Consider the following 14530-nt stretch of genomic DNA (forward strand, 5'->3'; position numbering starts at 1 on the left):
GGAACGGCACCTCCTGGGGGAGGCACCCAGATCGGCGGTGATTTGGGCGGCGTTCGTAGTGGCTGGCGAAGATCATTGCTTTTTTCGTTTTTTCAACGTGCGTGCTTCGCGGAGGCGAACTCCCATCCCTGCAGCAGGCCGAAGCATCCGGCCAACATCATGTCTCCGCCTGGGGCCAGGAAAATGGCCCCGGTGTCCTGGAGCAGAGTCCGGCGGGGGCCAAGGACGTAGGTGGGGGCGAATATTCCGGCTTGCGGCGGCAGGTTAAGGGTCAGGCAGCCGTGACCGTATTGGTCCATGACCTGCTGGTGGGTCAACAGGCCCTGGCGGAACAGAGCCAGGTCGGCCAGGACATCCTCGCGGCTCCGGTTGGAATGCTGTTCGTAGACGCCCAGGATTTGGTCCTGGAAGAGCAGGAAGCCCAGGACGTGGCTGTTGCCCACATTGACCACGCATACGCCTTCCCTGCGTTGACGTTCGCGGACCTCGGGCTCGAAGAGCGCACCAAGCACCGCGGCCGCGCCGGTGTCCGCCACCAGTCCGGCTCCGATGCGAGCTTTCAGGGTGCGCAGGCGGGTCAGTTGTAAAGGCGGGTCGGCGAAGACCAGGGCCTCGGGTCGTCCGTGGGCCTGGAGCAGGAAGTCGCGCCAGAGGTGGAACCGGCCGATACGGTTGCTGGAATCCGGGTGATATCCGTGGTCTTGGGCCGCGGCCAGGATCAGGTCCGGGTAGTCCAGTCCGGCGGCGGCCAGAAAGGTTCGCCAGAAGCCCGGATCAAAGTCGACCAGGTGTAGCGGGACGTGGCCGGGCGGGCAGACTTCGGTCAGGTTCACGCCCAGGGCCCGGACCCGCTCCGGGTTGTCCCCCAGGGAAAAGGCTGCCTCTGGATGGGCGGCCAGGGGCAGGCCCAGGTCCAGATGGGCCTTGGCGGCCCGAAAAAAACCGCCACCCATGTTATCCCCGTAGAGCCAGACGGCCCGCCGGGCCGCGGTCAGGGCCGCAAGCCGCTCGGCAATCACCCGGGCCGGAGAGGGCAGCACGAACTTGGGGCAGTTTTCCGGCTGCTCGCCAGGGATGTGCAACAGTACGTCCTGGGTCCCGCTGCCGATGTCCAGACACAGAACCGAGCGCGGCTGCGCATCGAACTCCCGCGCTTCTCCTCCTGTCCGGCTTCTGACTTCTGAATTCTGACTCCTGACTCCTGACTCCTGATTCTTCCCCTTCACCTCACCCATTGTTCAGCACCAACCCCTCATCGCCCACGTCGATGCGGATCTTCTGGCCGTCCAGAATCTTGCCGGAGATGATCGCCTTGGCCAGCGGGGTTTCCAGCCGTGCCTGGAGATAGCGGCGCAGAGGCCGGGCCCCGTAGATCGGGTCGTAGGCCTCCCGGGCGATGAAGTCACGGGCTTGGTCGGTCATCTCCAGCTCGATCTTGCGGTCCGCCAGTCTGCCACGCAGGCCCTGGAGCAGCAGGTCGATGATCTGTTTGATCTGTTCCAGGAGCAGCGGCTTGAACAGGACCACCTCGTCCACCCGGTTCAGGAACTCGGGCCGGAAATGGGAGCGCAACGTGCCCATGACCTGGTCCCGGGTGCCGGGCCGCAGCTCGCCCTCGGGGGTGATGCCCTCCAGCAGGTACTGGGAGCCCAAGTTGGAGGTCATGATGATGATCGTATTCTTGAAGTCCACGGTCCGACCCTGGCTGTCGGTCAGCCGACCGTCGTCCAGGATCTGGAGCAGGGTGTTGAACACGTCCTGGTGGGCCTTTTCCACCTCGTCGAAGAGGACCACGCTGTAGGGTTTGCGACGCACGGCCTCCGTGAGCTGCCCGCCCTCGTCGTAGCCGATGTAGCCGGGGGGCGCGCCGATCAGGCGGGCCACGGTGTGCTTTTCCATGTACTCGGACATGTCCAGGCGGACCATGTTTTCCTCGGTGTCGAACAGGGCCTGGGCCAGGGTCTTGCACAGCTCGGTCTTGCCCACGCCGGTGGGGCCGAGGAAGATGAAAGAGCCGATGGGCCGGTTGGGGTCCTTCAGTCCGGCCCGGGCCCGGAGCACCGCGTCGGCCACGGCCGTGACCGCCTCGTCCTGGCCCACCACCCGCTCGTGCAGGGTGTCACCCAGGCGGAGCAGCTTTTCCCGCTCTCCTTCCAGGAGCCGCGAAACCGGAATCCCGGTCCAGCGGGAGACGATCTCGGCCACGTCGTCCGGACCGACCTCTTCCTTGACCATCCGCGCCCCGCCGGATTCGGCGGTCATCTTGTCGTCCTGGGCGGAAAGCATTTTTTCCAGTTGGGCCAGCTTGCCGTAGCGCAGCTCGGCCACCCGGTTCAGGTCGTAGGCCCGTTCGGCCTCCTCGATTTCCAGGCGGACCTTTTCAATCTCCTCCTTGACGTTGCGCAACTCGTCGATGGTCTGCTTTTCCTTTTCCCACTGGGCCAGGAGCGCGCCCTGGGTTTCCTTGAGGTCGGCCAGCTCCTTTTCCAGCTTTTCCAGGCGGTCCCGTGAGCTTTCGTCCGTCTCCCGCTTCAGGGCTTCGCGCTCGATCTCCAGTTGCAGGACCTTGCGGTTGATCTCGTCCAGTTCCGAAGGCAGAGAGTCGATCTCCGTGCGCAGCATGGCCCCGGCCTCGTCGATCAGGTCAATGGCTTTGTCCGGGAGCTGGCGATCCGTGATGTAGCGGTGAGAGAGCACCGCGGCTTCGACAATGGCGCTGTCGTTGATCCGCACCCCGTGGTGCACCTCGAAGCGTTCCCTCAGGCCACGCAGGATGGAGATGGTGTCCTCTACGCTGGGTTCTTCCACCAGTACGGGCTGAAAACGGCGCTCCAGTGCCGGATCCTTTTCGATGTGCTTGCGGTACTCGTCCAGGGTGGTGGCCCCGATGCAGTGCAGCTCGCCCCGGGCCAGCATGGGCTTGAGCAGGTTGCCCGCGTCCATGGCCCCCTCGGCCTTGCCCGCGCCGACAATGGTGTGGATCTCGTCGATGAACAGCAGGATACGGCCCTCGGATTGCTGGACCTCCTTCAGCACGGCCTTGAGCCGCTCCTCGAACTCGCCCCGGTATTTGGCCCCGGCGATGAGCGCGCCCATGTCCAGGGAGAAAACGGTCTTGTCCTTGAGGCCCTCGGGCACGTCCTGCTTCAGGATGCGCTGGGCCAGGCCTTCCACGATGGCCGTCTTGCCCACGCCGGCTTCGCCCACCAGGACGGGGTTGTTCTTGGTTCGGCGGGACAGCACCCGGATGCAGCGGCGGATTTCCTGGTCCCGGCCGATGACCGGGTCCAGCTTGCCCTTGCGGGCTTCCTCCACCAGGTCGCGACCGTACTTCTGCAAGGCCTCGTAGGTGTCTTCCGGATTGGCCGAGGTGACCCGCTGGTTGCCGCGGACTTCGGTGAGCACGGCCAGAATCCGGTCCGGAGTCAGGCTGAACTGCTTGTTCACCCGCCCGGCGGTCGTGGAGGAGGGCTCATCCAGAATGGCCAGCAGGACGTGCTCCACGCTGACGTATTCGTCCTGCATCTTCTTGGCCTTTTCCTGGGCCTTGAGCAGGACGCCGTTCAGACGCGGGGTCACCACCACCTGGCCGGGCTGGGCTCCGGGGCCGCTGATCTTGGGCAGCTTGCCGATCTCGCTTTCCAAGGCTTGCACGTAATTTCGCGGCTTGACCCCGGCCCGATCCAACAGGCGAGGCGCCAGGCCGTTTTCCTGGTTGACCAGGGCCAGGAGCAGATGCTCCACGTCGATTTGCTGGTGTCCAAAGCGGATGGCCGCGGTCTGAGCTTCGGCCAGGGCTTCCTGGGACTTCTGGGTGAATTTGTTCATGTCCATATGCGGTTCCTCCGTGAGGGGGTAAATGTTCCGAGTTATACCTATCGTCCCCGTACACGTTCACGTACTTGACATGGCTGATGATGCGCGCCGTACGTGAACGAGTACGGGGACGTGGACCGGGACGAGCGGCGTTGTTTGATCACAGCAGCCGCCGAAGGTCACGGACTTGCAACTCCAGGTCTTCGATGCGTTCCAGCAGATCGATGATGATCGTCCCGGCCAGGGCCGACAGCTCGAAGTCGACGCAGATCCGCTCCAGTTTGCTGACCTTGTACACGTCCCGGGGATGGAAGAGGTAGCAGTCTTCCTGGGTCCTGTTCGGGCAGAGCCAGCCCAGTTCCACCAGTTCGCCCAGTCTGGTCGGGTGGATGCCGGTCAGTTCGATGAACCGGGACCAGATCACCAGTTCGGACGTCGCGGGTAATTCCTCATTTAGTGTTCTGATGCTCAGTACCATGGATTTTTGCTCCCTGTGGATTGATCAAACGTCATCTCGGGGCTGAAACGTGGACGTCTGGGCCAGTTGCTCCCACAACTCACGCTCCTGATCGGTGGGATTTACCGGGACCGCGATCATCACGCGGATTAACTGGTCTCCCTGCTGGTCGCCTTTGCCCAGGCCTTTGCCGCGCAGGCGCAGCTTCCTGCCGCTACCGGTCCCGGCGGGAATGTTCATTTCCACGGCTCCGGCCAGGGTCGGGATTCGTACTTTGGTTCCCAAAGCTGCTTCCCAGGGCGCAAGAGGCAGATCGTAGACGATAGAGTTGCCTTCCAGCTTGAATTTGGGGTGCGGGGCGATCTTGATCTTCAGATACAGATCTCCGTTGGGTCCTCCGCGCATGCCTGGCGAACCCTGCCCTGCCAGCCGGATACGGGACCCGTTCTTGATCCCGGCCGGGATGTTTACCTGCAGGGATTTCGTTTCCATGCGCGGCATCCCGTCCGGGCCCATCACCTGCTCCTGAAAGGAAATGGTCCGGCTGCCGCCGGAAAATGCGTCTTCCAGAGGTAGTTCCATGCCCACCTCCACGTCTCGGCCCTTGGTCTGTCGAGGGCCGAATCCGCCGGACCCGAAGGGATCGCCCTGATAACTTTTCTCTCCGCGAAACTGGCCCCCGAAAATGGTCTCGAAAAAATCGCTGAAATCACCGAAGCCGCCTTCGAATTGCGGGCCGCCGGAGGGGCCGCCTGATGAGTAGGAACGAAAGCGGCTGGAATCAAAGCCCGGCGGCGGTTGAAAATTCTGGCCGTGCTGCCAGTTCGGGCCCAGGGAGTCGTACAGTTTTCGTTTCTCCGGGTCCTTGAGCACTTCGTAGGCCTCGTTGATTTCCTTGAACTTCTTCTCCGCTTCGGGGTTGTCCGGATTCAGGTCCGGATGGTACTTCCGGGCCATTTTCTTGAAGGCCTTGGAAAGCTCGTCCTGGGGCGCAGCCTTGGAAACGCCCAGAAGTTGGTAATAGTCTTTGAAGGAAACGCTCATGGTCGATTATTCTCCTTGCGCAAGATCAACGTGGCAAGATGTGGAAAGAATGTCCAAAGATAGACAGGAAAGCATGTCTGTCAAGTTTTTGACTAAAAAGATTCAGGCAAGGTCCTGGACTTTGTTCGGAATGAGCATATTTGTTGCGCTGCGAGGGAATCGGTGGTGAAAAGAATCCACTACGCCTTGCGGTCTGGGACGGGTTGGGCTAGACAACCCGGATTCAATTTCGGAGGTAACCGTCATCGTCATGCTCATCAGGTGTCTATTCGTCCTTATCGGACTCCTCGTCATTCCGTCCACTGCCTGGGCTTGGGGCCCGCTGACCCACATCTACGTGGCCAGCGAACTTTTCGCCTATGCCTCAATTATCCCAAGCGCCATATTTGGGCTGTTGACGAAATATCGTCAAGACTTTTTATATGGAAACCTGATGGCGGACATGATTTTGGGCAAGAGCTACCTGCCTGAGGACAAGAGCCCGCACAGCTGGACCACTGGGATGCGGTTTCTGGATCAGGCCCAAAACGACTCGGAAAAAGCCTTTGCCTACGGCTACCTCTGTCACTTGGCCGCCGATACCGTGGCTCACGGGATTCTGGTGGAGGAGCAGCAGGATCAGTCCCATGCCTGGCTGGAAATGCAGGCCGACGCCATGATTCACCGCGCCTACTGGCTACAGTCCGTGAGCTTCAGCCGGGCCGTGCAGCGGCGAAACGACCGTTTTCTGGAAAGCTCCCTGGACAGCTATATCTTTTCGTTCAAAACCAACCGAAAAATCTACAAAAGTCTCGTCTTCCTCTCCCTGCTCAACGTCCGCCGCAAGATTCGGGTGGATCAGGAGTACATCCACGAACTCCACGACCACTCCCTGGCCCGGATGATCAGCCTGCTTCGAGACGGCGAAAAATCCCTGGTGCTCCAGGAAAACCCCATGGCCGTCAAGCACTGATCCACGGCTTCGCCCTTCACACTACTTCGAAATTGCCCCGCGATATCGGGAAATTCCTTCACACTCGACGACCCTCGCCTTGCATGTAGCCGCTGCAAAGCGGACTGAAAATTCTACAACAACCGCAGGTTCCAGTTGAACGGCGAAGTGCGGGGGCGTTGTCCCAGGCCGGGGGGGAGTTTTTCCTCCAGTTCCACGAACAGACGGTAGCCCGCGGATTCCAGACGGGGCAGGTGTTGGTGCAGGTCCAGAGCCCAGTCCGGAAAAACCCAGAGATTCGAACCGTATTCCCGGGCCCAGGCGATTTCCTCTTTGGGGCTGGCCAGCGGGGTGTCGACGCGGAGTTCCTGCGCCCGCCAGCGGGAGACGCACAGGGGCCAGAACCCGGCCGTGACGATTCCCAGGGGCAGGGGGCTGCGCTCAGGAAGTTCCAGGAGGGCTTGCTCGTCCAGCTCCGGGCTGACCACCGCGCCGGTGAATCCCAAGGCGGCCAGCCGATCCAAGGCCAGGGCGTTGGCCGTATTGCAGAACGGTCCGGCCCATATGCGGGCCGGATTGGAGCGGACCGGGCGGAAACCTTCCTGGTCCGCGTCGAACAAGGCAATTTGCCAGGGGGCGTTGCACACGAACACGTCCGCGCCAGCGGAGCGGACCTTGGCCAGGGCATTCCGCCAGACTTCCTCTTCCTCCGGCCAGATCACCGGAGGCAGCCACCAGCAGAGATCGCGGCACGTGACGCTGGTCATGTGCTCCAGGAATTTCGGGTCCACCCACATGGCTCTTGTCGCATCCTTGGCGCGGCGCTGAGGCCTGCGGGCGACCCGCATCATCCAGGGACGGCCTTCCGGGCGGTGCGTTTCAGGCAGGGTCGGGACGAACGTCGAGGCCGGGATGGGGGTTTCGGCCCTGGTCCCGGTCATGTCCGCGACCTCTTGTTCAAGCTGGTTCAGCAAGCGGTGCAGTTCCGGTTCCCGGCGGTCGATCAGCCAGACCGGGGTTCCGGCGGGCGGATGGGCCGGGGTGTCCGCTGCGTATCTTCCGCCGGGCTTGCCGATGCGTGCGCCTTTTCCTGTGCCCCAGGCTTTGGTTTTATTTTTTTCCTGATTGTCGGATCGGCTTTCGGATCGGCTTTTGACCGGTCCGTGGGCCAGATCGAACCGTCCGCCCTTGGGCAGTGGTCGGGTGACGCGGATGACCCGGTGCCAGGGTTGATCCTCGGAGCCCAGGCGGAGCAGATCCCCGGGAAGCAGCGGGATGCGGGGGCGGATGAACGGGCTTTTGGCGTCCTTGGGTACGTGGCCGGCCAGCAGGCCGGAGCCAAGGTGGCTGTCCGGGGCCAGAGGGATGTACCGGCGCTGAGGCAGAAAGCCGGCATGGGACCCGGGACGGCCCAGGGCCATCTCCAGCAGGGCGGCGGCCTCTTTTCGGGAGCGTACGGAAACGGCCTCGTCCCGGAGCAGGCGATAGGCGGTGGTGGTATAGAAGACGTAGTGGGCGCTTTTCTTGCGGCCCTCGATCTTCCAGGTGCGCACTTGCGGGATGTCCAGCAAGGTCTTGACCAGGACGTCCAGGCTCAGGTCCTGGCAGGAAAAGAATCCACCCCGGCGGTTCTCCTGGGTGTAGCGGCGGCGGCAGGGCTGAACGCAACGTCCGCGCAACCCGCTCTTGCCGCCCATGTAGCTGCTCCAGTAGCACCTCCCGGATACGGCGTAACAAAGAGCTCCGTGGACGAACACCTCCAGCTGCATCCCCGGTGGGCAGGCCTCGGCCATCAGCTTGATTTCATCCAGGTGCAGCTCCCGGGGCAGGACCACCTGCCGAACTCCGAGACGCTCCGCGGCTTGCAGCCCGGAAACCGTGCTCATGCAGGCCAAGGTGGACAGGTGCAGTTCACCGGAAAAGCCGCACTGCCCGGCCAGGGCCAGCAGTCCCAGGTCCTGTACGATCAGCCCGTCCGGACGCACATGGCGTTGCAACTGGTCCACCAGCCGACCAGCAGCGGCGAGATCTCCGGGCTTGACCAGGGTGTTCATGGCCACCAGCACCTTTCGGCCCTTGGCATGAGCCAGCTCGGTCAGATCGGCCAACTCATTCAGCGAAAAGTTCTCCGCCTCCATTCGGGCCGAAAAATGCTTCAAGCCGCAATAGACGGAATCTGCTCCGGCGGCCAGGGCCGCGAGAAACGCCTGCCGGTCCCCGGCGGGAGCGAGGATTTCCGGGGGCGTGATCAAAGAGGATGGGGAAGAGGTGGTTTGCATGGCGTGATCCAAAAGGTGAAGGGAGGATAAAAGGTGAAGGGCATGCATCCGTAAAACAAACTTGTCCGGCTAACAAGCGCCGGAATCGTCCTTGTTGTGCTCAAGGGATTGCTTTTTTAGGTGTTTCGAGCGTAAGGACGGCTTTTTATGTCAGGGGGACAATTGACCGCTGAAACCAGCATGCAGGAGGCATGGCCATGGATCATACTCGTTCGACGGGCCTGGGTGCCGGAGCGACCATCGCCGCCGCGGCGTTGATCGCCGGAAACCTCGTTGGCGCGGGAATTCTGGGACTTCCGATCAACACCGGCCTGGCCGGACTTTGGCCGTCGCTGCTGGCCATGGTTGCTGGTGGAGCCATGATGTTTCTCACGGCCCAGATCCTCGGCGATCAGGCGGCCATAAGCCGCAGCGAGACCTTCGACTATCCCTCGCTGTATGAAAAGTTTCTGGGCTCGTCGGGCAAGTGGGTGGCCATCGCCGCGAACATGATCATCCTGTACGGATTGCTGACCGCGTATTTCACCGGCGGCGCGAAGATCGTGGCCAGCCTGCTGGGCATGGAGGCGCAGCAGACCTTGGTCACCCTGCTGTTCGCCGTCCCGTTGATCACCCTGACCTGCATCAACCTCAGCCTGATCCAGCGCCTGAACACCATGCTGGTGCTGATGCTGGCCGGAACCTTCGCTCTTTTGGTCTTCATGGGTGGTGGGCACATTGACGCTTCCCGAATGAATTACACGGACTGGGCCTTTCTTCCGGCGACCCTGCCGATCATCGTCACCGCGTTTCACTTTCACAACATCATTCCCACGGTCACCGCGGACCTGCGCTGGGACATGGCCACCTTCCGGAGGGCGGTGTTGCTGGGAATGCTGCTGGCCTTCGTGATGAACGCCCTGTGGGTGACGGTGGGCATCGGCGTGATTCCCCTGGCCGGGGATAATAGCATCCTGGACGCCTGGAAGACGAACACCCCGGCCACGGTGCCCATGGGCGCGATCATCCAGAGCGCGACGTTCACCCTGTTCGCCTCGTTTTTCGCCCTGGTGGCCATCTGCACCTCGTTTCTGGCCAACGGACTGGGCCTGTTGAGCTTTTTGCGCGACCTGACCCTGAACACTTTCGGGGTGAACAACCGCCTGTTGGTGGTCGCCCTGACTTTTCTGCCGCCCCTGGCCATCGGCCTGATCTATCCGGACATTTTCCTGAAGGCCCTGGACATCGTGGGCGGAGTGGGCATCGTGATCCTGTTCGGCATCCTGCCTACGTTGATCGTACTCATGGACCGGCGGCGAGGGCCGATTCTTCGACTGCTCTGCCTGATAGGCCTGCTCTTCGCGGCGGCCATCCTCGGGTTGGAGATTATGAGCGAGACCGGCCTGTTGCGCCTGCATCCTCACGCTGAGGGATTTTGAGATCCTTCCGCTGCATACGGGCGCGAGCTTATGGAGGCGTGATCCCGTGTTTTGGGGCCACGTTGCGATGATTGCATCAGCAAGGAATTGTCGATAAGGACACGCCATTGTTCCCTACATCTTCATTTTTTGAACCCTGAGCCGCTCCATCATCATGATCCCGTTCCTCAAAAAACATTGGTTCTTTGTCGGCATGGCCGTGGTTTCGGCCCTGGCTTTCGTGGTTCCCGGCCTGGGCGTGTTCGTCAAGGAACATCAGATCCTCAATTACGCCATCTTTCTGACTTTCCTGATCACCGGGTTTAGTCTGGATACGCGGACTATTCTGGAGCAGATGAAGAACGTTCGGGTGCTCACGGCCTCCTTGATTTCGGCCCTGATCTTGATCCCCGTACTCACGGCCGTGCTGGCTTCATTGTTTTTTGGCGATAATGTCGACTTCATCATCGGGTCGATCATCATCGCCGCGGCTCCGGTGACCGTGGCCTCGGGCACGGTGATGACGGCCATGGCCCTGGGCAACGTCCCGCTGAGCCTTTTCATCTGTGTTTTGTGCAATTTTTTCTCCCTGCTGACCATCCCGCTGGTACTCAACGCCATTTTGGGGTTTATGGGCGATCTTCTTCATCTGGAGGAGGCCGTGTCCCTGCCGGTGCGACACATTTTGCTCACCCTGAGCTCCATCGTGCTTTTGCCCACGGTGCTCGGCCAGATCCTGCGGCCATGGATCAAGGATCATATCGCGCCGTACAAAAAGGTGTTTTCGATATTTTCGCAATCCGTGGTCCTGCTGATCATCTTCAATGCCGTTTCCAGTTCGGTGGGCGTGATTGGCACGGTGGGCCTGGGTTTCATTGGTCTGTTCGGGTTCATGATAGTCCTGCACTCGCTGATTCTCGTCCTGAACTACGCCATTTCCAAAGGCATCCGCCTGGACCGCCCTTCCACTTCGGCCTTTACCATTCATACCTCACAAAAAACACTGACCATTTCCTACCTGGTCTGGGCCGGCTATTTCGCCCATGCCTTTCCCCTGGCCATGGTTCCGGGCATCGCCTACCATCTCGTGCAAATGGTCATGGATGTTTTTGTCGCGAACTGGTTCAGAAAACGGGCCGAGCCGCGCAGCCGGAACCCTCAGTAGCCGCATCCATTCGCCATGGACAATTTTCGCCAAGCCGACTAGGTTTCGAGCCCAAAACGCGCCACCTCCTCTCCCCTGGTGGAGATGACGGGTCGGGTTGATTTATTTCGCCCATTCCGCCGGTGGTTCAGGATTCTTTCGGATGTTCATCAAGACGCCAGACACCTCGGAATCAAACATTCGCCTTGAGCGCCAGGACATGATCACCCTGGAATCCGAACTGCGCCAAGCCATGGCCGGGTTCCTGTCGTTTTCCTCCTACGGACTGTACTTCCCGCCCCATCCTCCTCAGGAGATGCTCGTGGTCGACGACCAGGGGCAACGTCTTGTTCCCGTCTACCATTCCCTGGAAAAAAAAGCCTTGCTGCCCTTGCATCGCCATGGGGAGCTTTTGGGCATCTTCGTGGCCCGCAACGTGCCGGGGCGGGTGACCAAAAGCACGCTTTATCTCTGGTCCTGTCTTTGTCGGCAGATCATGGACAATCTGCTGCTGCATAAAAAGACCCAGGTGGACCCGCTTACGGGTTTGGCCAACGCGGTTTGTCTGGAACAAAATCTGGGTCGGGAGATCCGGCTGGTACACCGCGGACTGTGGCCGGACACCCCAGGCAGCTTGGAGGACGGGGTATCCGATTTTAGTGCCAGCGTGGGGCTGATCTGTCTGGATGTGGATGGTTTTTCGCGGATCAACGAACGTTGGGGATACCAGTTCGGTGACCTGGTGCTTCAAGACCTGGCGCGGCTCGTCGCCCGCATGGCTCCGGAACAGGCTATCTGCGCCAGGTTGCGCGAGGATACCCTGGCCATTTGTTTTTCCGGAGCCACCACGACGAAATGCCATCAATTGGCGGCGAATCTGGCCCGGGAAGTCTCGGAGTTGAGCTGTGAAAACAAGATCAACGGCGAGCGAATCAGGCTTTCCGTCAGCCAGGGATTCGTGACCTACCCCCAGGACTTCCATGGCCGGCAACTCCGGCGTTCGGTCCGGGAACAGACCGGGTTGATGCTGGAAAAAGCCCGGCGGGCCCTGCGGGACGCCCAGGAGCACGGCCCGGGAAGAATCCGGGGATTTTCCGGCATTCTCCGGGAAAGCGGTATCGTACTGGATGTTTTACCCATGAGCCGCGTTCTGATCAGCCTGGGCCGCTCCGTGGACGCCCGGGAAGGACAGCGTTTTCTCGTCTGGGCCGCCCCTCGGGAGAACGGGTTTGGCGCTGCCGCGCCTCTGGAGCCGGGAGGAAAAGAGGCGCCGCCGTCCCGATTCTGCAAGGCTGAAATCCAGTTGGTCGAGGTTCAGGGCGAGACCTCCGTGGCCGAGATCGTTTTGTTGCACGATCCTGGCTGCGCCATCGTGCCGGAAGACCAGTTGACCATCCTGCACCCGGGGAGCCGACAGGACGTGTTCGGCACCGTGAACGAGAGGAGGCGGGAACGCCGATCGATTTCTCAGGAAGATCAGGTTCGTGACGACGGTCAGGAGCCTGTTGCCGAGGCGGACGCCGGAGGACGCGAACGCGAGGCCCGGGAAACGGACGGCGAAGGGGATCAAGCCCCCGGAGGGGCGCGGGCTTGGATGCCCTTGCGGGCCCATGACTTTTCGCGGCACTGGGCGGGCTTTCGCCAGAAACATGCCCGGTTTGCCGTAATGTTGGTCTTTCTGGAAGGCGGCTCCATGGAGTCGGAGCCGTTGGACCACGGTGACGTGGATCGCAAAATACATCAACTCGGAGCCATGGCCGCGGGAAAATTGGGGCCGGACATGGTCCTTGGCCGGTTCAGTTTCAGCACCTTGGCCTGCCTGGTTCCGGAGTCCGGCGCTCTAAGCCTGGAGAACTTGGCAAAGGCCCTGGTCCAGGAAGCCGAGGAAACGTTGCGTGGAACTGTCTACGTGGGCCTGGCGGAGTATCCCTGGCTGAACTTCACCAAGGCGGATACGTTGGAGAGCAGCCGCAAGGCCCTGGAGCACGCCCTGCTGCTGTCCGAGCCCAACGCCGTGGTCTTCTGTTCCACCTCACTTACGGTCAGCGCGGACCGGGCCTTTTCCAGCGGAGACGTCTATTCCGCCGTGGAAGAGTACAAGCTGGCCCTGCTGGCGGACGAGACCAACCTCATCGCCAGAAACTCCCTGGGGGTCTGCTACGCCCGGCTGGGCAAATACGGCGACGCTTCGGCCCAGTTCGCGGCCATTCTGCGCCAGGCTCCTGACGACATCATGGCCACCTACAATCAGGGGCACACCCTGCTGAAGCAAGGCGAGCCCGACCAGGCCCGGCGTTTTTTCGAGCGTTGCCTGGAATTGGATCCGGAGCACATGTTCAGCCTGATCCGCCTGGGGCAAATGGCCGAGCAGAGCGACGACGTGGAGGCGGCTCGGGATTACTATGCCCGTGCCCGATCGGTCCCGGGTGGTGAAGGCGTGACGCATCGTCACTTGGCCCGCCTGGAACTGCGGGAAGGCAACCTCGAACAGGCCAGGGAGCATCTGCATCAAGCTCTGGTGCATAACCCCAAGGACGCCCTGGCCATGCATCTGCTGGCCAAAATGTATCTCGAACAGGGCGAGGACGCCGAAATCGCGGAAACCCTGGCCAGGCAAAGCGTGGCCCTGCTTCCGGAACAGGGCGCGTATTGGGATGTCCTGGCCAAGGCTCTGGAGAGCCAGGGACGCCATGAAGAGGCCGCCCTGGCCCGGGAGCGGAGCGGCTAGCGGTCCGCTGAAAAACTCCCAACTGCCGCGTCGCTGCAAAAAACTCAAACTCTCACGTATGAGTAAATACTTGAGAGATTGAGTTTTTTTTGCTTCTCGCATTTGGGGTTTTTGAACGGACGGCAAGATATACTGGTTTAGAGTGAAACAGTAAAAAAAATCTGATGATGCCTTTATGCCGCCCTTACAGGGCTATTTTTGTTTTAACTTTCTACCCAGGGCGTTGCCCTGGGCTATAATATGTCGCCCCGTTGGGGCTTCAGACAAGCCCTGAAAGGGCGAACTACCGTAGCCCAGGGCAACGCCCTGGGTAAAACGCCCCCAACAATAATAGCCCTGAAAGGGCGGCATAAAAGGATGCAACGCTAGCCCAAAAACAGCGAAGGCACTCTAGGAACGCCAGAAAATTTAAATATTCAATCTCAAGCAGTATTAAGGTACACGCGATCTTGCCTCAAACAATTTCTCTTTATGACGTCTTCCCCTGCAAGGACGTAACCTCAATGCAGTCCTTGGGACAGTAGGCCGCTGCCTTGCGCAGGTCCTCTTCAGGGCCCTGGCTTGTTTTCAAATAGGGAAGTTCCGAAGATTCATCCCAGCCGAAAACCTCCGGACACAGTTCCAAGCAAGCTTGACAACTGGTGCAGTGTTCCAGATCAAGGCTCACTTCGGCGAGAGGAAGAGAAGGGGCGGGCATGGTTGCTCCAAATGGGAGAGTGTTTGGGTTCGCGAGG

General features: G+C 60.9%; 10 protein-coding genes. 4 read left to right on the top strand and 6 right to left on the bottom strand.

Annotated features, from left to right (window positions below; all coding sequences use genetic code 11):
- Positions 1 to 92: 92 nt before the first annotated feature.
- The 4 genes from GY33_RS0110465 to GY33_RS0110480 all read right to left on the bottom strand — a co-directional run bounded on the left by GY33_RS0110465 (position 93) and on the right by GY33_RS0110480 (position 5317).
- Positions 93 to 1235, bottom strand: coding sequence for a DUF1786 domain-containing protein (locus tag GY33_RS0110465; RefSeq protein WP_084185086.1), 1143 nt, complete (start codon positions 1233 to 1235; stop codon positions 93 to 95).
- Positions 1228 to 3834 carry an ATP-dependent chaperone ClpB gene (clpB, locus tag GY33_RS0110470; protein WP_031387294.1) on the bottom strand — a complete coding sequence of 869 codons (2607 nt, stop codon included), beginning with the start codon at positions 3832 to 3834 and terminating at the stop codon, positions 1228 to 1230. Before clpB ends, GY33_RS0110465 begins: the two co-directional genes overlap by 8 nt.
- A 142-nt stretch (positions 3835 to 3976) precedes the next feature.
- Positions 3977 to 4294, bottom strand: coding sequence for a chaperone modulator CbpM (locus GY33_RS0110475; RefSeq protein WP_031387295.1), 318 nt, complete (start codon positions 4292 to 4294; stop codon positions 3977 to 3979).
- A gap of 24 nt (positions 4295 to 4318) precedes the next feature.
- Positions 4319 to 5317 carry a DnaJ C-terminal domain-containing protein gene (locus GY33_RS0110480; protein ID WP_031387296.1) on the bottom strand — a complete coding sequence of 333 codons (999 nt, stop codon included), beginning with the start codon at positions 5315 to 5317 and terminating at the stop codon, positions 4319 to 4321.
- Positions 5318 to 5567: 250 nt separating this feature from the next.
- On the opposite strand from GY33_RS0110480, the gene GY33_RS19830 reads away from it, so the two are divergent.
- Positions 5568 to 6269, top strand: a complete 702-nt coding sequence (locus tag GY33_RS19830) for a zinc dependent phospholipase C family protein (RefSeq protein ID WP_031387297.1) — start codon at positions 5568 to 5570, stop codon at positions 6267 to 6269.
- A 113-nt stretch (positions 6270 to 6382) separates the two neighbouring features.
- Here GY33_RS19830 and GY33_RS0110495 read toward each other — a convergent pair whose 3' ends face one another.
- Complete coding sequence (locus GY33_RS0110495) at positions 6383 to 8527, bottom strand: peptidase U32 family protein (RefSeq protein WP_051822567.1); 2145 nt, start codon at positions 8525 to 8527, stop codon at positions 6383 to 6385.
- A gap of 197 nt (positions 8528 to 8724) precedes the next feature.
- On the opposite strand from GY33_RS0110495, the gene GY33_RS0110500 reads away from it, so the two are divergent.
- The 3 genes from GY33_RS0110500 (at position 8725) to GY33_RS19175 (ending at position 13796) form a co-directional block, all read left to right on the top strand.
- Positions 8725 to 9945, top strand: a complete 1221-nt coding sequence (locus tag GY33_RS0110500) for an aromatic amino acid transport family protein (RefSeq protein ID WP_051822568.1) — start codon at positions 8725 to 8727, stop codon at positions 9943 to 9945.
- 154 nt (positions 9946 to 10099) lie between these two features.
- Positions 10100 to 11089 (top strand): bile acid:sodium symporter, encoded by a 990-nt coding sequence (locus tag GY33_RS0110505; RefSeq protein WP_031387300.1) that lies wholly within the window; start codon positions 10100 to 10102, stop codon positions 11087 to 11089.
- Positions 11090 to 11231: 142 nt separating this feature from the next.
- Positions 11232 to 13796, top strand: coding sequence for a GGDEF domain-containing protein (locus GY33_RS19175; RefSeq protein WP_035271859.1), 2565 nt, complete (start codon positions 11232 to 11234; stop codon positions 13794 to 13796).
- 469 nt (positions 13797 to 14265) lie between these two features.
- Here the strand turns inward: GY33_RS19175 and GY33_RS0110515 are convergent, their stop codons facing one another.
- Positions 14266 to 14493 (bottom strand): ferredoxin, encoded by a 228-nt coding sequence (locus tag GY33_RS0110515; protein WP_031387302.1) that lies wholly within the window; start codon positions 14491 to 14493, stop codon positions 14266 to 14268.
- Positions 14494 to 14530 lie beyond the last annotated feature (37 nt).

The sequence above is a fragment of the Desulfonatronum thiodismutans genome, assembly GCF_000717475.1.
Taxonomy (GTDB): Bacteria; Desulfobacterota; Desulfovibrionia; order Desulfovibrionales; family Desulfonatronaceae; genus Desulfonatronum; species Desulfonatronum thiodismutans.